Genomic DNA, 21,087 nt, shown 5'->3' with positions numbered 1-21,087 from the left:
ACTTCGGGAGCTGTTTACAACTCTTTGGCAAAGCGCTCAACAGCGTCCACAACCTGTTTGGCGCCTTCCTTGATTTCCAGAATCACTTCACCCGCCTGATTGGCCAGTTCCAGCCCTTGCTCTGCATTCTCCCGGGTGCGGAACATCTGGTGCATGACTTCATCCGAGAGCACCTGGTTTTTCTCGACGACGCTCACAATCTCATCCGTGGCTTGACTGGTACGGGCTGCCAATTGCCGCACTTCGTCAGCAACCACGGCAAATCCGCGCCCATGTTCGCCCGCTCTGGCAGCTTCAATCGCTGCGTTTAGCGCCAACAGGTTGGTTTGCGCGGCGATACCACCAATGGTTTGCACGATCGAGTTGATTTGCAGTGATTGTTTGCTCAGGGCCTCGATACTTTCAGTCGCGGCCTGCATTTGAGCTGCTATATTCTGCATCGTTTCGACGGTCTCCTGGACCACGGTCGTGCCCTTTTGGGCGCTGATATCCGTTTGCTGTGAGACGTCGTAGGCCACGCTTGCGCCCTCCCGTACTTCGGCTTCCCGTGCGACCTGATCAGTGACCACGCTGGCAAACTTTACCACCTTGGAGAGGTTACCCTCGGCATCGTAGACCGGGTTATAGGTGGCCTCCAGCCATACCTCGTGGCCACGGCTGTCGATCCGTTTGAAGCGGTCTGCCACGTACTCTCCGTTATTAAGTTTTTTCCAGAAGGCGTCATATTCAGGGGAGTTGGCTTCCTCTGGCGTGCAGAATTTGCGGTGATGCTGGCCAACGAGTTCGTTGAGCTGATAGCCCATGGCCCGCTGAAACTGATTGTTTGCGGTGATAACCGTGCCGTCTAGGTTGAATTGAATAACCGCGGTGGAACGGATCAGTGCATCAATGAAGGCCTCGCTTTCTTTTCCACCTTCCACGGTTTCGGTGACGTCGCGGGCATAGCCTTGAACGTAAGCGAGCTTGCCATCCGCCCCGCGCACGGGAAACCAGTGTATGTTCAGCCACACCAGTGGGCCACTGGCGCTCAAGTAGCGGTAGTTGTCGCTAACCGGCGCGAATTCTGCCATTGCCTTGTTGAAGTTATGGAAGCAGGGCAGCTTTGAGACATAGGGCGGAACAAGATCCGACAGCGGTCGGCCAAGAAGCTGGTCTGACTGGTAGCCCAGAGTGTCGGCGAAGTCCTGGTTTACCGCGCAGACGCAGAAGTTGGAATCGAGCCTTATAGACAGCATGCCTCGGTCCATCTGGTGCGTCAGCTGGCGCAGCATGGCCAATTCTGCACGTTGGTCTTCGAGTTCTTTTTTGAGCTGGCTATTAAACATCGGGAAACCCCAACAAGAGAGAGTTCCTTGTTAACGGCCGGGGCGGCTGACTCTTGAGGTCAGTCTGGAAGGAAATTAAACGGCATCGGTTAGTTCTGCTCAGTGCAAGGACACTCCGTTACCAGAGAGGCTCAACGAACCCGGATTCGATCTCCATCATTCAGCCCTCGCCCCGGGTGCCGCACAACGCGGTCGCCTTCATTGAGCCCCGACAGGATGACGGTGCTTAGTCCGTTACCGTGGCCTGCCTCCACTGGCTGGATATTGGCGCGGTCTCCAGTAACCTTGAAAACCGCATACCCGTTGTTGTGGCGGAACAGGGCGGAGGCTGGCACTTGCAGGGCGTCTTCGGCTTGCCAAAGAATAAACTCGGCATCCACTCGGTAGCCATCGCCCAGAAGCTGCCAGTGTTCGTGGGGGCTGAGCATATCGGCAATAACTTTTACCCGTTGTTCTTCAACACCAAGTGCTGAGACATCCTGGAAGCCAACGGGCTCCACTCGCCGGATAACCGCATTGAGGGTGGGGCCGCCCCATCCTGTCAGGCGGGTGGCCAGGCCAGGCTCCAGTTTCACGGCATCGAAACTCAGTACGTCTACCACCACTTCCAGGGTGCCCGGGTCTCCCAATTCCAGTAATGGCTCTCCGGCCTGGACAATGCCTTCGCTTTTCCTGACCAGCCCGAGCACAGCACCATGAATGGGGGAACGAACCGCTACGCGCTCTGCCGGTTTGCCTCCGTTGGCGGTGGCGCTGGACACCTGCAGCCGGGTTTGCGCAGCAGCGAGTTCATGGCTGGCGACTTCTTCATCAAACCTGGCAGAGCGCAAGATAGCCTGGGCACGAGCGGCGGTGGTTCTGGCCTGTTGCAACTGTTCGTCCGAGACAAAGCTGGACGGTCTTAGTGCCAGTAATCGCTGGTATTCCTGTTGGCTGAAGTCTGCGTCGGCCTCCGCCGCGGCGGCCTTCTGGCGGATGGATTGGAGCGAAGAGCGGGCGGCAGCGACTCGGGCTTCTGCTTCAGCGCGGCTGCGGGCATCCAGAATGCTGGCGGGCATGGGGTCGATCAGGGTGAGTAACTCCCCGGGGATAACCGTGTCTCCCACGTCCAGCTCAAGCCGGTGTACAAAGCCGGTTACCGGTGATGACACCAGATAGCGGTCTTTTACCCGGGTTTTACCTTCTTCCCGCACGGTTACCTCCAGCGGGCCCCGTTGCGCGGTAGACAGGTCTACCCAAACCGGCTCTGGCCTCAGGATAAACGCGAAAGTCACCACGGTCAGTGCTGCCATCAGTGACCAGAAAAGTCTTTTGCCGGTTATGTGGTTACGCACGGCCATGAGGTGTTCCCTGCAAGTTGAGTTTATTCACGGGTTTTCAGTACGGCCACCAGGTCCAGTTTACGGAGCCTGCGCCAGGTGATGAAGCCGGAGATCAGGGCAGAGGCGATCACTACGTTGGCTGCCAGTGCCAGGGTTTTACCGGTGATGATCAGTGGCACCCGGTATAATTCGGTTTGCATGGCTGTTACCACGAGCTGGCCAAGCCCAGTGCCGATGGCCCAGCCCAGTGGTATGCCCAATATCAACAATACCGCAAGCTCCCCCAATAGTATGTGGGACACTTCGTTATGGCTGTATCCCAGCACACGCAGGCTGGCCAGATCTCGCGCTCGCTCTGCCAGTGAGATTCGGGCGGTGTTGTAGATCACGCCGAACGCGATGGAGCCGCCTAGCAAGCTGATAATGAAGGTGTAGGTCAGGAAGGTTTTGGCCAGGGTTTCAAAGAAACTGTCGAGCATGGCCTGGCGTAGATTCAGGGCCATTACTTTGGGTGTGTCGCGTAGTTCCTGGTAGACCGTTTCGGTGAGGTCTGGGTCCAGGTTCATCAGTATCTGGTTGATGACGGGGCCTTCTCTCAACGCCCGATTCATGGCGCCCAGGTTCATATAGGCACCCACGCCCAGAAATTCGCTGGTGACGCCGGAAACGGGCAGGTTCAGGGTAGGGCGCTGGCCTTCCAGTACACGCACGGTCACCGTGTCGCCGGGGCGCAAGCCTAATGAGTCTGCCAGGAAATCAGTCAGCAGTATGCCGGCCTGGGGGATGTTGACGTCCTGAAGCTGGTGGTCGACCACAAATTGCAGTTTGGCGTTGTCAGGGATGCCTGTCAGCGCGGTTCGCCAGCGCCGGTGGCCGTGAATCAGTTCTACCGCCGTTACCCGCCGGCCTTCGGTGTACCAGATGCCGGGAAGCCGGGCTAAGCCGTACATAGCTGACTGGCTCACCGGGTCTGTCAGGCTGACGGTGAGGTCCTGTTTCTGAACCTTGGCAAATTGGGTGTGCACCATCAGCGAGACCGAACTGAACTGAAAATTGCCCACCACCACAATCGCGGTGGCCATGGCAATCCCGGTGATCGAGAGCAGGGTTCGGCCGGGTCGCCGTGACAGGTGCCGTACGATCATGCGAGACGGCTGGGTAAACCGGACCCAGCCCAGCAGGCGTTCCGGTGTACTGATTCGAAAGCGGGCCGGGCCTTCCGGCTGCATGGCCTGGGCTGGAGGCAGCATGGCAGCCGCGCGAATAGCGCGCCACCCGCCAAGCCACGCGACGCCCAAACTGGTGGCGGCGAGCAGCAACACCCATAGCGGGTTGATTCGGAACAGCAGTTCGGGAAAGCGGTAAAAGTCCATATAGAGTTCACCCAGCGCCCGCCCGAGCCAAAGCCCCGCTAAGGTGCCAATGGCCAGTCCAATCAGGGCAATAACGAGTACCAACTGGCTGTAATGCCAGCCAATCTGTTGATTGCTGTACCCAAAGGCCTTGAGCACCGCGATGATTTCTCGCTGAGTGCTGATCAACCGGCTGACCACCACGTTCAGCAGGAACATGGCAACGCCCAGGAAAATAGCAGGGAAGATGGTGGCCATGGCTTTGAGCTGCTCAAGCTCATCACTCAGAAAACGATGAGAGAATTGGTCTTCACGGCTGAAGGCGCCGGCACTGCCGTAGCGGTCAAGTAACCGATCCAGGCGGTCGATCACATCCTCAACTGGGTGATCAGGGGCTGTTTGCAGTACCAGGCTGTTAAAGGCCCCTCGCATGTCCATGGCGGACGCGAGTGCCTCCTCGGGCATCCAGATGACGCCGTATCGCTCGTAGTCCGGCAACATCCCACCGGGTGGAATGACATAGATGAATTCCGGTGATTCCGCGATGCCCACGATGGTCAGCCGTTGTTGTCGGCCGTTGATAATGCCGGTTATCCGATCATCCAGTTGCAGGTTGTGGGCATCGGCAAAGCTTCCGATAATCGCCACTTCGTCGGTGCGGCTGGCATCCGGTAACCGCCCTTGTCGCAGATAGAGTTGATTGACGGCGGGTTGTCCGGTGGCAGGCACTGAAACCAGCCGTGCGGATACAGGGTCTTGAAAACCGGCCACGTCGAGTTTGGCAACGCCTTCTACCCGGGCGCTCAGGCGCGTGACACCGGGGACTTCAGAAACTTGCGTCAGTACCTGTGTAGGCGCTCGTTTGAGGTTTACGAACACGTCGGCAAACTGGTGTTCCTGGTAGTACTGGTCACGCGTTGCGGTGAGCGACGCGTAATTCACCAGCGACAACAGGCAAACCGCGATGCCGCCTGCAATCACCAGGGCAATGGCCAGCATCTGGCCGCGCATCTGCCAGATTTCGCGGCGCAGCTTGGTGTGGAGGATGCTGGTACCAAAGAGAGCCATGGCGCTACCAGCTCAGGGTTTTCGGGTCTTGCCGGTGGGCATTGTGCTGCTCACCGCTGATCAGACCATCTGAGAGGGTGATCACCCGGTCTGCCATCAGGGCAATAGAGGCGTTGTGGGTGATGATTACCGTGGTGGTGCCGGTTTCCCGGTTGGCTTTCTCCAGGGCATCGAGTACCAGAACACCTGTAGCGGAATCGAGGGCGCCTGTGGGCTCATCACACAGCAATACGTTAGGCTGTTTGGCTATGGCCCGGGCAATGGCAACCCGTTGCTGTTCGCCGCCAGACAACTGGGCCGGGAAATGATCGGCCCGGTTGGCAAGCCCGACCAGTTCCAGTGCCTGGTCCGGCGCCATGGGGTTGCGGGCGATTTCGGTAACAGCGACGACGTTCTCCCGGGCGGTCAGGCTTGGGATGAGGTTGTAGAACTGGAAAACAAAGCCCACGTAATCCCGGCGGTAGCGGGTGAGTTCCTTGTCGGTGGCCCGGGCAAGGTCCGTTTCCAGGTACCGGACTTCACCGCTGGTCGGTATATCCAAGCCGCCGAGAATATTCAGCAGTGTCGATTTGCCAGAGCCGGAGGCACCCAGCATGACCACCAGTTCACCGGCGTAAAGGTCGAGATCCACTCCGCGCAGGGCGTGCACCTGCACTTCACCCTGCTGGTAGGTTTTGGTTAGGCCGCGGGTGTGAAATACCGGAGCGCCTGATAGCGCAGATGCAGCCATAATACGACTCCCTTCGTAAACAACAGATCACGACCAGTATAGCCTGTCGGTACCTCCCGGATTTGATCCGGCGCATTCTCAATGCGAACACAGGTGCTAACGGCAGGGGCAATCAGGTAAAGTCGGTCAATAGCTTACTCACCGTCAATCGGAGACCAAACATGAGTGATTCAACCTATACGCCTCCAAAGGTCTGGAAATGGGACAGCAGTAACGGTGGCAGGTTTGCCAACATTAATCGTCCCGTTGCCGGGCCTACCCACGACAAAGCGTTGCCGGTGGGGGAGCATCCATTCCAGCTGTATTCCCTGGCTACGCCCAATGGCGTGAAAGCGACGGTGATGTTTGAGGAGTTGCTGGAGAAGGGTATCAAGGAGGCAGAGTATGATGCCTGGCTGATCAACATCATGGAAGGAGATCAGTTCAGCAGCGGGTTTGTTGAGGTAAACCCGAACTCCAAGATTCCGGCGTTGCTGGACCGCAGCGAGAATCCGGCCGTGCGGGTGTTTGAATCCGGATCTATTCTTGTCTATTTGGCGGAAAAGTTCGGTGCCTTTTTACCAACAGACCGGGCCCGGCGCACAGAGACGATGAACTGGCTGTTCTGGCAGATGGCCAGCGCACCGATCCTGGGTGGTGGTTTCGGGCATTTTTATGCCTATGCCCCGGAAAAATACGAGTACCCGATCAACCGTTACACCATGGAGGTGAAGCGGCAACTGGATGTGTTGGATCGCCAGTTGGCGGACAATCAGTACATCGCCGGTGACGAATACACCATTGCCGATATGGCGATCTGGCCCTGGTATGGCTCGCTGGTGAAGAACACGGTGTACGAGGCGGCGGAGTTCCTGGAGGCCCACACCTACACGAACATTTTGCGTTGGACAGATGAGCTGGCCAAGCGCCCCGCGGTGCAACGTGGCCGTATGGTAAACCGAGCCTGGGGTGAACTGTCTTCCCAGCTGCACGAGCGGCATGATGCCAGTGACTTTGATTTGCGTACCCAGGACAAGCTGGACGGCGAAAAGTAAGGAGGAACAATGGCGCTACCTGCGGCGTTAACCGAAGACCAGATTTACCACCGTTGCCCGTTGGACAAGTTGAACTTTGAGACAACGGCAACGCTGGAGGAACTGGAACTCCCTTTTGGGCAGGAGCGCCTGCTGCGCGCGATGGAGTTTGGCGCCAGCATGGAGGCCAATGGCTTTAACCTGTTTGTACTGGGGCCATCCGGAGCGGGTAAGCACGAACTGGTCAGGCAATTCCTCGACAAGCACGCCGAAGGCCAGCCGGTGCCTTCTGATTGGTGCCATGTTTTCAACTTCCAGCAATCCGACAAGCCGAACGCCATTGAGTTGCCGCCGGGTGAAGGCCGGATGTTCAAGCGTGATATGAGTGACCTGGCGGCGGAACTTAAAACGGCTATTCCGGCTACCTTTGAAAGTGAAGAGTATCAGGCCCGCATTCAGGAACTGCAGGAAGAGGTGACCCGTCGCCAGCAGAAAGGCCTGTTCGCCATCCAGGAAGAAGCCAACGCCAACAACATTGCCATGATCACAACTCCGGCCGGCTTTACCTTTGCGCCCATGCGTAACGGCGAAGTGATTGAGCCGGAGGAATACAAGACTTTCTCTGATGATGAGAAGGCGCTGGTGGAGGCCAAGGTTGAAGACCTGCAGAAGAAACTGCAGCAGGCTATCCAGCAAGTGCCGCGGCTGCGCAAGGAAGTGCGGGAGCGTATCCATTCTCTGAACGAAGAGATGGTTCAGCTGACCCTGGGCGGCCCCATTGGCGAATTGCGCGAGAAGTGGTCGCACCTGCCGGAGGTGGTTGCCTACCTGGATGCGGTTCGGGAAGACGTGGTAGAACACGCCGAAGCCTTCCAGGATAGTGAAAACGGCGCCCCCGCCGGGTTGCTCAATCGTTACCGGGTGAACCTGTTGGTGGATAATTCGCAAACGCAGGGCGCCCCGGTGGTGTATGAGGACCTGCCCAATCACCAGCACCTGACTGGTCAGATTGAGCATCGTGCTCACCAGGGTAACCTGTACACGGATTTCACATTGATCCGGGCCGGTTCGCTGCATAGGGCCAACGGCGGTTTTCTGATCCTGGATGCCCGCCGAATTCTGACCCAGCCCATGGCCTGGGAAAGCCTGAAGCGTATCCTGTTTTCCAATGAAATTCGTATTGAATCCCTGGAGCGCCTTTATGGCCTTGCCACTACCGTCAGTCAGCAGCCTGAACCGATCCCGCTGAAAGTGAAAGTGGTGCTGGTGGGCGACCGGACCCTGTATTACCTGTTGGCACACTACGACCCGGACTTCCTCGACCTGTTCAAGGTTGAGGCAGATTTCGAGGATGATCTGGACCGGGACGGAGAGAGCTATCAGCTCTACGCCAGAATGCTTGCCACCATGGCCAAATCTGTAAAGGCCCGGCCGTTGGACAAGCCTGCCGTGGGGCGTTTGATTGAGCATGCCAGTCGCCTGGCTGGTGATCAGAAAAAACTGACCGCCCATGACCGGGTATTGAAAGACCTGCTCAGCGAGGCAAATCACTGGGCTGCCCGTGCTGACAGCAAGCACATTGGCATCGGGCATATTCAACAGGCGATTGATGAGCGGGAGTTCCGCGCCAGCCGCATTCGGGAACGTAGCCTGGAGCAGATCTACCGGGGTGTGGTGATGATTGCCACAGACGGTGAGCAGGCGGGGCAGGTGAACGGCTTGTCTGTGTTGCAGATAGGTGCCACCCGTTTTGGTCAGCCTACCCGCATCACGGCCACCGCCCGGCCCGGCAAAGGCCAGGTGGTGGATATTGAGCGTGAGGCCAAACTTGGCGGGCCCATTCACAGTAAGGCGGTGATGATCTTGTCCCGCTTTCTGGCAGGCCGCTATGCGCCCATGGGTGATTTATCCCTGTCTGCGAGCCTCGCCTTCGAGCAATCCTACGGTGGCGTGGAAGGGGATTCAGCCTCGGTAGCGGAAACCTGTGTGCTGTTGTCTGCCATTACCGGCGTGCCGCTGAAACAGTCGTTGGCGGTGACCGGCTCCATGAACCAGCACGGTGAGGTTCAGGCAGTGGGAGGGGTGAATGAGAAAATTGAGGGCTTCTTCAATGTCTGCAAGAAAAACGGTGGGGTAAATGGCCACGGCGTGTTGCTACCCGCCAGTAACGTTGAGCACCTGATGTTGAACGAAGAGGTGCGCACGGCGGTTCGGGAGGGCGTGTTTGCCATTTACCCGATGACCCACATTGACCAGGCCATTGAGCTGATGACCGGCATGGCGCCAGGCTCGCCTGACGATGAGGGTGGTTATCCGGAAGGGAGCTTCAACCGTCGCGTGTCTGATCGTTTGGCTGAGTATGCAAAGGTAGGGCAAAAGAAGGAAGACGCCCAGGATAACGACAGCGGAGGCAAGAACGGTGACCGCTGAGCAACAGCTACCGGTTGAGCCAGTGGGCCGGGTGCTCATTTTGTTGGATGGTTCAAGGTTAAGTTTGGCGGCTCTGGAAGCCGCGGCGGACATTGCCCATGCCCGCAAAGCCGAAGTGCTGGGGGTGTTCGTGGAAGAGGTGAACCTGTTGCGCTGCGCGGGTTACGGGTTCACACGGGAAGTGGGCAGAAATTCCGGAGTCGCCCGGCCAATGGACCTTGCGGCTATTGAGGCCCGGATGCGCTCGCTGGCGGAGCAGGCGAGAAGATCGCTGGAGCGTGCCATGGCGCAACGGGGGCTTGCCCAGGCGCTCACCTTGTGTCGTGGCCGTGTGGCAGATGAAGTACTGAATCTGGCGCGGCCGGGGGATTTGCTGGTGTTAGGCCGCGTGGGCTGGTCTGGCAGTCCGGGCTCTCGCCTTGGGTCCACGGCCAGGGTTCTGGTGAGCCAGGCGCTCGGGGATGTGTTGTTGTGGGCCGATCCGCCCATGCGGTCCCGAAATCGCATTGTGGTGCTGCTGAATCACGATCAAGGGGCGAACCATCGGGCTGTCAGGGTTGGCGCTGAGCTGGCGAGGCGTAACCGGCAGCCGTTGACGATCCTGGTGCGAACCGAAACCGGCCGTGATGAGCGTATCGCCGAGGATTTGCTGGCCTATATGGAAAGCGAGGGTATTACCGCCCGGGTCAGTTTCTTGCCCATGGCCAGTGCCGGAGCTGTTGCACGGGTGATCAGGGAGGAAGGCGCCTCGCAACTGGTGCTTAGCCGGCAGTGCAGCCTGTTCCGTGAGCAGGATGCAGATACCCTACTGATTGAAATGAACCTGCCGGTGACGGTAACACCCTGAAGCCTGCGGAGAATCATGCGATTTTCCGGTCGCCGGCTTTGCTCAACACCTCGGTGATTTCCTCCGTTGACAGGGTTTCGTGTTTCATCACCGCCTTGGCCAAGGCGTCCAACTCTTTGCGGTGTTCCTTGAGGAAGTTGACGGTGTAGGATTCCAGGTCCATGAGTTGCGACTGGATTTCTGAATCGATCAGGTCGGCCAGCTTTTCACTGTACTCCCGGGGGGCACCCATCTCCCGTCCCAAGAATACATGCTCCTCACCAATACCCAGTCCCAGTGGGCCCACTTTCTCACTCATGCCCCACTGGCCGATCATTCGGCGCAGCAATTTTGTGGCTTCTTTAAGATCGTTCTGGGCACCGGTGCTGACTTCTCCATAGATGATTTTCTCGGCGGAGCGGCCGCCCAGCATGACTTTGATGCGATCCCGCAGGTAGCTTTCGGTGTAGTTGTATTTGTCTTCCCGAGGAGTTTGTTCGGTTACGCCCATGGCCATGCCATGGGGGATGATGGTGATCTTGGTGAGTGGGTCGGCCTTGGGCATGTAATAGGCCATGATGGCGTGTCCGCACTCGTGGTAGGCCACCACTTCCCGTTCTTCCGGCGTTAGCTGGGCATCCCGCTCCTCGCCCAGAATCAGTCGGTCCCGGGCCTGCTCAAAGCAGTGGGCGTTAACCTCGTCCAGATTTTCCCTGGCGGCGGTCAGGGCCGCTTCGTTGACCAGGTTTTTCAGGTCTGCGCCGGAGAAACCGGTGGTGCGGGCCGATAACTGCGCAAGGTCCACATCGGCGGCCAGCGGCACTTTGCGCACGTGCACTTTGAGGATGGCTTCCCGGGCCTCTTTGTGCGGGCGATCCAGGGTGATCTTGCGGTCGAACCGGCCGGGGCGGAGCAGGGCGCTGTCCAGTACGTCCGGGCGGTTGGTGGCTGCCAGCACCAAAACATTCTCGTGGGCTTCGAAGCCATCCATCTCGGTCAGGATCTGGTTCAGGGTCTGTTCCCGTTCATCGTGTCCGCCGCCCAGGCCTGCGCCCCGGGAGCGGCCAATGGCATCCAGCTCGTCGATGAAGATCAGTGCGGGTGCCTCCTTGCGGGCATTCTGGAACATGTCCCGAACCCGTGCGGCACCCACTCCGACAAACATCTCGATAAATTCCGAGGCGCTGATGCTGAAGAAGGGTACTTCCGCCTCGCCAGCAATGGCCCTCGCCAACAGGGTTTTACCGGTTCCAGGCGGCCCCACCAGCAGCACGCCTTTGGGCATGACCGCCCCGAGGCGCCGGTATTTCTCGGGCGATTTCAGGAAGTCGATGATCTCCGCAATGTCGCGCTTGGCGGATTCTATACCTGCCACGTCATCCAGGGTGGTAGTTGAGGTTTCCTTGCGAGCCCGGCGGGCCCGGGACTTGGCATAGTCGAATGGTCCGCCACCTTGGGTCATTCGTTTTTGTGCCGCCCCCCAGAACCAGAACATCAGCGCCAGCAACAGTATCCAGGGCAGGAAGCCAAGAATCAGGTCCTGCCACCAGGGCCGGCCCGATGGCGCACCACGAATGACAACCTCTTGCCGCTCCAGCAATGACAGCAGATCCGGATCGTCAACCGGTGGCCGTAACGTCAGGAAATTCTCTGTGCTGCGCCCGGTATCGGAACTGAACCGGGCGGCACCGGCCTCGGTAAACCGGCCACGGATTTCTTCGTTGCGCAGGGTGACTTCCTGCACCTGCCCGTTCAGTACCGCTTCTTTAAACTCGGAATAGGCCAGTTCCTGCTGCTGCGAGCGACCGGTGTCCTGTAGCCACAAAAACATCAGGAAAAAGGCAGCGCTCAGCCACAGGAATGAATACTGGTTCGGTATGGCTGGTTGAGGCTTGTCGTTGTTATCGGGTTTGCCTGGTTCGTTCGGGTTGGTCATCTCGGCCTCCGGTCGCCCTCCATGATCTTGGCCACGAACACCGATTTTCCGTAGGTTTCGAAAGACCACTTCATGGTATCGGACAGCACGTTCATTACTTCATCATAGTCGCCGAAAATTTCGGTGCTCATACGCCCAGGATAGACTTCCAGGCCGGTTTGTTTCAGGCGATCAATCAGATCCCAGATCGGTTGCTTGTAATCGTCTTTAAGCGGATAACAGCTCAGCTGTACAGAAAGATACATGATTTGCCTCCCAAACAGTCCGAGGCGGGTCAATTCCCGCCCGGTTAAAAGCCCATCGCCGATGACGTGCTCCGGCGTGGATCGGCACCGCCATATAGGGTGCCATCCTCTCCAATCATAATACTCTGGATAGCGCCCATGGCGGCGCTGGTGGTGACCTCATGGCCTTTGGCCTCCAGCAGGCGCACGGTGTCCGGGCTGATGCCCTGTTCCATGCGGATTTCATCAGGCAGCCACTGATGGTGGATGCGGGGCACGGCAACAGCGGTCTGGATGTTCATGTTGTGGTCTATCACATTCATCAGAACCTGCAGGGTGGTGGTGATGATGCGGGAGCCGCCCGGGCTGCCGGTTACCAGGAAGTTGCGGTTGTTTTTGCGCACCACGGTCGGGGACATGGAGCTGAGCATGCGTTTGCCCGGTTCGATCTTGTTGGCCTCGCCGCCGATCAGACCGTAGGCATTGGGCTCACCCGGCTTGGCGCTGAAATCATCCATTTCGTTATTGAGCAGGAAACCAGCGCTCGCAACGGTAATGCCGGAACCATAGCTGAAGTTGATGGTGTAGGTGTTGGATACCGCATTGCCCCAGCGGTCCACCACGGAAAAATGAGTAGTCTCGGGGCTTTCAAAGGCAGCCGGCTGGCCGGGTTTGATATCGCTGGCGGGCCGTGCTTTGTCCGGGTTGATGCCTTTTCTCAGTTCTGCCGCATAGGCCCTGCTAGTCAGCCCGCGCAGCGGCACCTCCACAAAATCTGTGTCACCCAGGTATTCAGCCCGGTCGGCATAGGCCAGTTTCATGGCCTCGGCCATGTGATGAATGGTCGCGGCGGAATTGTGGCCCATCTCTGTGATGGGGAAGCCCTCAAGGATGTTGAGGATCTGGATGATATGGGTGCCGCCGGAGGAGGGTGGCGACATGGAGTAGATGTCGTAACCACGATATTGGCCATGCACCGGTTGCCGGACGGCGGGCCGATAGGCTTTGAGGTCATCCAGGGTGATCAGGCCGTCGTGGCGTTGCATCTCATCAACAATCAACTGGGCGGTCTTCCCCTGGTAAAAACCTGCTGGGCCATGCTCTGCAATGCGTTTAAGGGTGTCAGCCAGGTCGGGTTGTCTGAATAGCTCGCCTGGTTGCGGTGCCGAACCGTCCTCCTTATAAAAGGTCGCCTTGGTAGCGGGCCAGCGTTGCAGGCGTTCTCTGGCTTGTTCCAGGCCTTCGGTGAAACGATGGGGAACCACGAAGCCCTCTTGCGCAAGCTGGATGGCCGGGGCCAAGGCTTCCTTTAATAAGAGAGTGCCGTGTCGTTCCAATGCCAGGGCCAGGCCGGCGACCGTGCCGGGAACGCCAGCGGCCTGATGGCTAAACCGACTGCGTTGGCTGATGACGTTGCCCTCGTCATCCTGGAACATGGTTTCGCTGGCGCCGGCCGGGGCGGTTTCCCGGTAGTCGATGGCTTCTGGCGTGCTGCCGTCACCGGGCGCATATAAAAGAAAGCCGCCACCACCGATGTTGCCGGAGCGGGGCTGGGTTACCGCCAAAGCAAAACCGGCGGCGACCGCGGCATCCATGGCGTTGCCACCGCCTTTGAGAACCTGCAGGGCCACCTCGCTGGCCAGGGTGTGACTGGTGGCTACCATGCCCTGAGTGGCCTGAACCGGGTGGAATCGCTCGCCCTCAAGGATGGCCTGATTGCTGGCGTAGGCGGCATTCAGCACCAGTAACGCTATCAATGCTGTTGTCAGGCCCCACAGGCGCCTCAGTGGAATTCTTGGCCGGGGGCTGTGGATCACTCTGTGTGTCATTGGATTCCTCGTTTCTGGCTGCCAGATAGGCTATCATAGCCGGTCATTTTTACCGGTGCGCTCAGGCACGCCACCGCAGGCGGATGTCTGTGGTTTTCCGGCGCACCCGCTTTCCCGGATTCAAGTTAAGGAAAGGCTTAATGGAGCATACCTATCGTCTTGTTATTTCCTGCCCGGACCGGGTAGGGATTGTTGCCAAGGTGAGTAATTTTCTGTCCACCTACAACGGCTGGATTACCGAGGCGAGCCACCATTCAGACACTCAGTCTGGCTGGTTCTTCATGCGTCACGAGATCAAGGCTGAGTCGATCCCCTTCGGGCTTGATCAGTTCCGCGCCGCGTTCGAACCGATTGCCCGCGAATTCAACATGCGCTGGCACATCGCCGATTCCGCCCGGCCCAAACGCGTCATCCTGATGTGCAGTAAAGAATCACACTGTCTGGCGGACCTCCTGCACCGCTGGCACAGCAAGGAACTGAACGCCGAAATGGTGGCGGTTATTTCCAACCACGATGACCTGCGCCGGATGGTGGAATGGCACGATATTCCCTATCACCATATACCGGTCAGTAAGGAAAACAAGGCAGAAGCTTTTGCTCACATTGAAGAGCTTTTCCAGAAGTACGATGCCGACGTGGTGGTGCTGGCCCGTTACATGCAGATTCTGCCGGCTGAGCTGTGCGAAAAGTACGCTGGCAAGGTGATCAACATTCACCACAGCTTCCTGCCGTCGTTTGCCGGGGCCCGCCCATATCACCAGGCCTACAGCCGGGGTGTGAAGCTGATCGGGGCCACCTGCCACTACGTGACCCAGGACCTGGACGAAGGCCCGATCATCGAGCAAGACGTGATTCGCATCAGCCACAGCGATTCCATTGAAGATATGGTTCGCCTGGGCAAAGACGTTGAAAAGAACGTGCTGGCCCGCGGTCTTCGGTCTCATATCGAAGACCGCGTGATTACCTACGAAAACAAGACCGTAGTGTTCGATTAAGGCTGTGCCACAGTCGCCCCTCGGGGCAGTGGACTGTGGTATGCTTGGCGGCTTGTTGAAGAATAAAGACGGGGCCCGGAAACGGCCCCGGTACGACTTCCAGATAACGCAAAGGAACCTTTCTCGATGGGTGAGTTAGCCAAAGAGATCCTGCCGGTCAATATTGAAGACGAATTGAAGCAGTCCTACCTAGATTACGCCATGAGCGTTATCGTCGGCCGGGCTCTGCCAGACGTGCGTGACGGCCTCAAGCCGGTGCACCGTCGGGTGCTGTTCGCCATGTCCGAGTTGGGTAACGACTGGAACAAGGCATACAAGAAATCCGCCCGTGTGGTGGGTGACGTTATCGGTAAATATCACCCCCATGGTGACTCAGCCGTTTACGACACCATTGTTCGTATGGCCCAGCCGTTCTCCTTACGCTACCCGCTGGTGGATGGTCAGGGTAACTTCGGGTCCATCGACGGCGACAACGCCGCCGCGATGCGTTACACCGAAATCCGCATGGAGAAAATTGCCCATTCGCTGCTGGCGGACCTGGACAAGGAAACCGTGGATTTCGTCGACAACTACGACGGCACCGAGCGTATTCCGGAAGTCCTGCCTACCCGTGTACCGAACCTGCTGGTCAATGGTTCTTCCGGTATTGCCGTAGGTATGGCGACCAACATTCCGCCCCACAACCTGACCGAAGTGGTCAATGGTTGTCTGGCGCTGATTGATAACCCGGACCTGTCCATCGACGAGCTGATGGAGTTCATTCCGGGCCCGGATTTCCCGACCCAGGGCATCATCAACGGCCGTGCCGGTATCGTTGAAGCCTACCGCACTGGTCGTGGCCGCATTTACATCCGCGCCCGCCACGAGATTGAGCACGACAAGAAAACCAATCGTGACGCCATCATCATCACCGAACTGCCGTACCAGCTGAACAAGGCCCGGTTGATCGAAAAGATTGCTGAACTGGTCAAGGAAAAGCGCCTGGAAGGCATCACGGAGCTGCGTGATGAATCCAACAAGGAAGGCATCCGGGTGGTGATCGAGCTTCGTCGTGGTGAAAACCCCGAAGTGATCGTGAACAATCTGTTCGCCCACACTCAGCTGCAAACCGTGTTCGGTATCAACATGGTGGCGCTGATCAACGGCGAGCCGAAGATTCTGAACCTGAAGGAAATGCTCGATGCGTTCGTTCGCCATCGCCGTGAAGTGGTGACGCGCCGGACCATCTATGAGCTGCGCAAGGCCCGCGAGCGCGGCCATATCCTGGAAGGTCTGACGGTTGCCCTGGCCAACATCGATGAAATGATCGAGCTGATCAAGGCATCACCGAGCTCTGTGGAAGCCAAAGAAAAGCTGATGTCCAAGGGCTGGGTGCCGGGTGATGTTCTGGCCATGCTGGAGCGTGCCGGTGAAGACGCTTGCCGCCCGGACGATCTGCCGGAGATCTACGGCCTGCGCGATGGCCTGTATTACCTGTCTCCGGAGCAGACCCAGGCTATTCTGGATATGCGTCTGCACCGCCTGACCGGTCTGGAAACCGAAAAACTCCAGAACGAGTACAAGGATATCCTCGAGAAGATCGCCGGCCTGCTGGAAATTCTGGCAGACCCGGACCGCCTGATGCAGGTGATCCGTGAAGAGCTGGAAGCCGTGGTAGCCGAGTTCGGTGACGAACGCCGCACCGAGATCACCAGCTCGCAGCGCGACCTGACCATTGCGGACCTGATTGATGAAGAAGATCTGGTAGTCACCATTTCCCACAGTGGTTATGCCAAGACCCAGGCCGTGGAAGATTACCAGGCCCAGCGCCGCGGTGGCCGGGGTAAGGCAGCAACCTCGATGAAAGACGAAGACTTCATCGAGAAGCTGCTGGTGGCCAACTCCCACGATACGATTTTGTGTTTCTCTAACCGTGGCAAGGTGTACTGGTTGCGGGTGTTCGAGATTCCCCGGGGCAGCCGTGGTTCCCGTGGTCGCCCGATGGTCAACATTCTGCCGCTGGAAGAAGATGAACGTATCACTACGTTCCTGCCGGTGCGGGATTACCCGGAAGATCAGTTTGTGCTGATGGCCACCTCTGCCGGTGTGGTCAAGAAAACCCCGCTGCCGAACTTCTCCCGTCCGCGCAGCAGTGGTCTGATTGCTTTGAACCTGGACGAAGGCGATACCCTGATTGGCGCGGCCATTACCGATGGTTCCGCCGAAGTGATGCTGTTTTCCACTGCGGGCAAAGCCGTTCGTTTCCAGGAGGAGCAGGTACGCCCGATGAGCCGGACCGCCCGTGGTGTACGTGGTATCAAGATGCCGGAAGGCCACCATGTGGTGTCCCTGATCATCCCGCAGGAAGGCGGTGTGATTCTTACTGCCAGTGAGCATGGCTATGGCAAGCGTACCGCCATTGACGAGTTCCCGGCATACAGCCGTGGTAGCCAGGGCGTTATCGCCATGCAGTGTTCAGAGCGTAACGGCAACCTGGTGACGGCACTTCAGCTGTTTGAAGGCGACGAGATGATGCTGATCTCTGACAAGGGCACCCTGGTGCGTACCCGCACTGACGAGGTTTCGGTGCTCAGCCGGAACACCCAGGGTGTGCGCCTCATTCGCCTGTCTCAGGAAGATGAGCGCCTGGTGGGTGTGGAGCGTATCGCAGAATCTGATGACGACGACGTCGAAGTAGAAGGCGAGGAAACCGAAGAATGAGCAGGGCGTTTAATTTCTGTGCCGGTCCGGCCACCTTGCCGGAAGCCGTGCTGAAGCAGGCTCGTGATGAGATGCTGGATTGGCGTGGCACCGGTATGTCGGTTATGGAAATGAGCCATCGTAGTGACGAGTTTGTGGCCATTGCCGATGCGGCTGAGAAGGACCTTCGGGAACTTGCAGGCATTTCAGATGATTACGCCGTACTCTTCATGCAGGGTGGAGCTTCCAGTCAGTTCTCCACCATTCCGCTGAACCTGCTTGGTGACAAGTCCTCGGCCGATTACGTGAACACCGGTATCTGGTCCAAAAAAGCCATTGCTGAGGCCAAGCGCTACGGTAACGTGAATGTGGTGGCCAGCTCCGAGGATGGCGGGTTTACCACCATTCCGGATCAGTCAACCTGGAACACCCGTGCCGACGCCGCTTACCTGCACTACACCCCCAATGAAACCATCGGTGGCCTGGAATACGACTTCATTCCGGACAGCGGCAGGGTGCCGCTGGTGGCGGATATGTCGTCCACCATGCTGTCACGCCCGGTGGATATCAACAAGTTCGGGCTGATTTACGCTGGCGCCCAGAAGAACATCGGGCCGTCGGGCCTGGTGGTGGTCATTATCCGCAAGGACTTGCTGGGTAAGGCTCGTAAGGAAACGCCGACCATGATGAACTATCAGGTCATCGCGGATAACGGCTCCATGTACAACACCCCGGCCACCTATTCCTGGTACCTGTCTGGCCTGGTGTTCAAGTGGCTGAAAGAGCAGGGTGGCGTGAAAGCCATGGGCGAAATCAACGCCCGTAAAGCCCGGAAGTTGTATGACTTTATCGACACCAATGATTTCTACGCCAACCCCATTGAGCCGCGCTTCCGTTCCTGGATGAACATACCGTTTACCCTGGCGGACGATACTCTCAATGGTGAGTTCCTGAAAGGTGCAGAAGCGCGCCGGTTGCTCAACTTGCAGGGGCACCGCTCTGTGGGTGGTATGCGCGCCAGTATCTACAACGCCATGCCGGAAGAGGGCGTGGATGCGTTGATTGACTATATGGCGGAATTTGCGAAGGAGCGGGGCTGATCATGACGGATGAGAAGACCCGCCTGGGCGAACTGCGGGACGAAATAGACAGCCTTGATCAGCAGATCATGCAGTTGATCAGCGCTCGCGCCAAGTGTGCCCAGGAAGTGGCCAATGTGAAGATGGCTGCCAATCCTGGCCAGAACGTTTTCTTCTACCGTCCCGAACGGGAAGCCCAGGTGCTGCGCCGCATCAAGGAGCAGAACCCGGGGCCGCTGCCGGCCGAAGAGATGGCCCGATTGTTCCGGGAAATCATGTCTGCCTGCCTGGCGCTGGAAAAACCGATGCACATCGCGTTCCTGGGGCCCTTGGGCACCTTTACCCAGGCGGCGGCGCTCAAACACTTTGGCCATTCGGTTATCAGCGTTCCACTGCCAGCCATTGACGCAGTGTTCCGTGAGGTGGAATCCGGTGCGGCCCAATACGGTGTGGTGCCGGTGGAGAACTCCACCGAAGGCATGGTCAACCACACGCTGGATATGTTTATTTCCTCGCCGTTGAAGATTTGCGGTGAAGTGCAGCTGCGCATACACCACCATTTGCTGGTCTCGCCCAAACACAAAGACCAGGACATTACCCGCATCTATTCCCATCAGCAGTCGTTTGCCCAGTGCCGCCAGTGGCTGGATACGCACCGCTACGGCATTGAGCGCATCACCGTTTCCAGCAATGCGGAAGCAGCCCGCCGTGCGGCGGAAGAGCCCGGCTCCGCCGCGATTGCCGGCGATATGGCCGCCGAGCTGTACGGCCTCGAAAAGCTGTCCAGCAGCATTGAGGACCGCCCGGACAACACCACCCGCTTCCTTATTATCGGGCGCGAAGAGGTGCCGGCCAGCGGCCAGGACAAGTCATCCGTACTGGTTTCCATGCGCAACAAACCTGGCGCCCTGTATGCGGTGCTGGAGCCTTTCCATCGCCATGGCATCAGCTTGACTCGCATCGAAACCCGGCCGTCGCCCAGTGGTACCTGGGCCTATGTGTTCTACATCGATTTCGAGGGGCACGTGGAAGATGAGCAGGTAAAGAAAGTGTTGTCAGAAATCGACCAGGAAGCCGTGGAGCTGAAGCGCCTGGGCTCCTATCCCATCGGCGTGCTTTGATTCCTGAACAGACCTCAACGGGAGGAAAGTTGAATGGCAGTGGATTACCAGAGTCTTGCGGTAAAAGGTGTTCAGGCTCTGTCTCCGTATCAGCCCGGTAAGCCCATTGAGGAGCTTGCCCGGGAACTGGGGTTGAATCCCGCGGAGATCATCAAGCTGGCCAGCAACGAGAACCCTCTGGGGCCCAGTGAGAAGGCCCTGGCGGCCGCTCGTAAAGCGCTGGAAGAACTTTGCCTGTACCCTGATGGCAATGGCTTTGAGCTGAAACAGGCACTGGCCAACCGGTTCGGCGTGGGTATGGATCAGATTACCTTGGGTAACGGCTCTAATGATGTGCTCGAGGTGATTGCCCGCTGTTTTGCCGACACCGAGAGTGAAGTGGTGTTTTCCCAATATGCCTTTGCGGTTTATCCCATCGTTACCCAGGCCATTGGTGCCAAAGGGGTGCCGGTTCCCGCCAAAGAGTGGGGGCACGATCTGGATGCCATGGCGGCGGCGGTGACCGAACGCACCAAGTTGGTGTTCGTGGCCAACCCCAACAATCCTACCGGAACCGTACATACCGCCAGAGCCATTGAGTCGTTTCTGGATAAAATCCCGGAGCGGGTGCTGGTGGTTTTGGATGAAGCCTACTGCGAGTACCTGACCGGCGAGGAATACCCGGATGGCATCAAGCTACTTGAACGTTATCCGAACCTGATCGTCTGTCGCACCTTCTCCAAAGCCTGGGGTCTGGCCGCGTTACGGGTTGGCTATGCCGTAAGCTCGCCCGCCATTGCTGATATCCTGAACCGGGTGCGGCAGCCGTTTAATGTTGACTCGGTCGCCCTTGCGGCGGCCACGGCGGTTTTGCAGGATGAAGCCTATCTGAATCGTTCCCGGGAAGTGAATGCGGCTGGCCTGCGTCAGCTATCGGAAGCCTTTGAATTAATAGGCCTGCCTTATATCCCATCTGCGGGTAATTTTATTGCCGTTGAAGTGGGTGATCAGGCCCAGGGAATCTATCAGTCGCTACTGTCTCATGGTGTGATTGTTCGCCCGATTGCCGGCTATGGCATGCCGCTTCACCTGCGGGTGTCGGTGGGGCTCCCAGAGGAAAACGAGCGATTCCTGGATGCCTTGTCCCAGTCCCTGGCGGCTGCCGGGCAGGGGGGCTGA

General features: G+C 58.2%; 15 protein-coding genes. 8 read left to right on the top strand and 7 right to left on the bottom strand.

All coding sequences use genetic code 11. From position 1 onward, the window contains the following. Positions 1-14 precede the first annotated feature (14 nt). From QUE75_RS11730 to QUE75_RS11715, 4 genes are all read right to left on the bottom strand, one after another. Entirely contained in the window at positions 15-1,325 is a 1,311-nt protein-coding gene (locus QUE75_RS11730; protein ID WP_286250296.1) for a methyl-accepting chemotaxis protein, read from the bottom strand. Positions 1,326-1,456: 131 nt separating this feature from the next. After that, positions 1,457-2,665 (bottom strand): efflux RND transporter periplasmic adaptor subunit, encoded by a 1,209-nt coding sequence (locus tag QUE75_RS11725; protein ID WP_286250294.1) that lies wholly within the window; start codon positions 2,663-2,665, stop codon positions 1,457-1,459. A 23-nt stretch (positions 2,666-2,688) separates the two neighbouring features. Next, positions 2,689-5,067, bottom strand: a complete 2,379-nt coding sequence (locus tag QUE75_RS11720; RefSeq protein WP_286250292.1) for an ABC transporter permease — start codon at positions 5,065-5,067, stop codon at positions 2,689-2,691. A gap of 4 nt (positions 5,068-5,071) precedes the next feature. Next, positions 5,072-5,797 carry an ABC transporter ATP-binding protein gene (locus QUE75_RS11715; RefSeq protein ID WP_286250290.1) on the bottom strand — a complete coding sequence of 242 codons (726 nt, stop codon included), beginning with the start codon at positions 5,795-5,797 and terminating at the stop codon, positions 5,072-5,074. Between the two features lie 161 nt (positions 5,798-5,958). Here QUE75_RS11715 and yghU point away from each other — a divergent pair, with 161 nt between their 5' ends. Genes yghU through QUE75_RS11700 form a run of 3 tightly spaced genes read left to right on the top strand, consistent with a single transcriptional unit; the run spans position 5,959 to position 10,087 of the window. Continuing rightward, on the top strand, positions 5,959-6,831 hold the full coding sequence (gene yghU / locus QUE75_RS11710; protein WP_286250288.1) for a glutathione-dependent disulfide-bond oxidoreductase: 873 nt from the start codon (positions 5,959-5,961) through the stop codon (positions 6,829-6,831). Between the two features lie 9 nt (positions 6,832-6,840). Further along, entirely contained in the window at positions 6,841-9,240 is a 2,400-nt protein-coding gene (locus QUE75_RS11705; protein WP_286250286.1) for a Lon protease family protein, read from the top strand. Continuing rightward, positions 9,230-10,087 carry a universal stress protein gene (locus tag QUE75_RS11700; RefSeq protein ID WP_286250284.1) on the top strand — a complete coding sequence of 286 codons (858 nt, stop codon included), beginning with the start codon at positions 9,230-9,232 and terminating at the stop codon, positions 10,085-10,087. The genes QUE75_RS11705 and QUE75_RS11700 overlap by 11 nt, the downstream gene beginning before the upstream one ends. Before the next feature lie 13 nt (positions 10,088-10,100). Here QUE75_RS11700 and ftsH read toward each other — a convergent pair whose 3' ends face one another. Genes ftsH through ggt form a run of 3 tightly spaced genes read right to left on the bottom strand, consistent with a single transcriptional unit; the run spans position 10,101 to position 14,055 of the window. Further along, positions 10,101-12,002, bottom strand: coding sequence for an ATP-dependent zinc metalloprotease FtsH (gene ftsH, locus QUE75_RS11695; RefSeq protein WP_061332733.1), 1,902 nt, complete (start codon positions 12,000-12,002; stop codon positions 10,101-10,103). Then, complete coding sequence (locus QUE75_RS11690) at positions 11,999-12,247, bottom strand: YkoF family thiamine/hydroxymethylpyrimidine-binding protein (RefSeq protein ID WP_058090531.1); 249 nt, start codon at positions 12,245-12,247, stop codon at positions 11,999-12,001. The genes ftsH and QUE75_RS11690 overlap by 4 nt, the downstream gene beginning before the upstream one ends. A 44-nt stretch (positions 12,248-12,291) precedes the next feature. Next, the gene (ggt, locus tag QUE75_RS11685) at positions 12,292-14,055 is read right to left on the bottom strand and encodes a gamma-glutamyltransferase (RefSeq protein ID WP_286250279.1); all 1,764 of its coding nucleotides are present in this window, start codon (positions 14,053-14,055) and stop codon (positions 12,292-12,294) included. 140 nt (positions 14,056-14,195) lie between these two features. Between ggt and purU the strand changes: the two genes are divergently transcribed. From purU to hisC, 5 genes are all read left to right on the top strand, one after another. Further along, complete coding sequence (purU, locus tag QUE75_RS11680; RefSeq protein WP_058090533.1) at positions 14,196-15,050, top strand: formyltetrahydrofolate deformylase; 855 nt, start codon at positions 14,196-14,198, stop codon at positions 15,048-15,050. A 126-nt stretch (positions 15,051-15,176) separates the two neighbouring features. Further along, positions 15,177-17,750 (top strand): DNA gyrase subunit A, encoded by a 2,574-nt coding sequence (gene gyrA, locus QUE75_RS11675; RefSeq protein WP_138437600.1) that lies wholly within the window; start codon positions 15,177-15,179, stop codon positions 17,748-17,750. Beyond that, positions 17,747-18,829: a 3-phosphoserine/phosphohydroxythreonine transaminase gene (gene serC, locus QUE75_RS11670; protein WP_286250272.1), complete on the top strand. Its 1,083-nt coding sequence runs from the start codon at positions 17,747-17,749 to the stop codon at positions 18,827-18,829. The genes gyrA and serC overlap by 4 nt, the downstream gene beginning before the upstream one ends. Before the next feature lie 2 nt (positions 18,830-18,831). After that, positions 18,832-19,929 carry a prephenate dehydratase gene (gene pheA / locus QUE75_RS11665; RefSeq protein ID WP_138437598.1) on the top strand — a complete coding sequence of 366 codons (1,098 nt, stop codon included), beginning with the start codon at positions 18,832-18,834 and terminating at the stop codon, positions 19,927-19,929. Positions 19,930-19,962: 33 nt separating this feature from the next. After that, the gene (hisC, locus tag QUE75_RS11660) at positions 19,963-21,087 is read left to right on the top strand and encodes a histidinol-phosphate transaminase (protein WP_286250269.1); all 1,125 of its coding nucleotides are present in this window, start codon (positions 19,963-19,965) and stop codon (positions 21,085-21,087) included.

The organism is Marinobacter shengliensis (assembly GCF_030297115.1).
In the GTDB taxonomy this organism is placed as follows: Bacteria; Pseudomonadota; Gammaproteobacteria; order Pseudomonadales; family Oleiphilaceae; genus Marinobacter; species Marinobacter shengliensis.
This window is presented reverse-complemented; position numbering and strand designations above follow the sequence as displayed.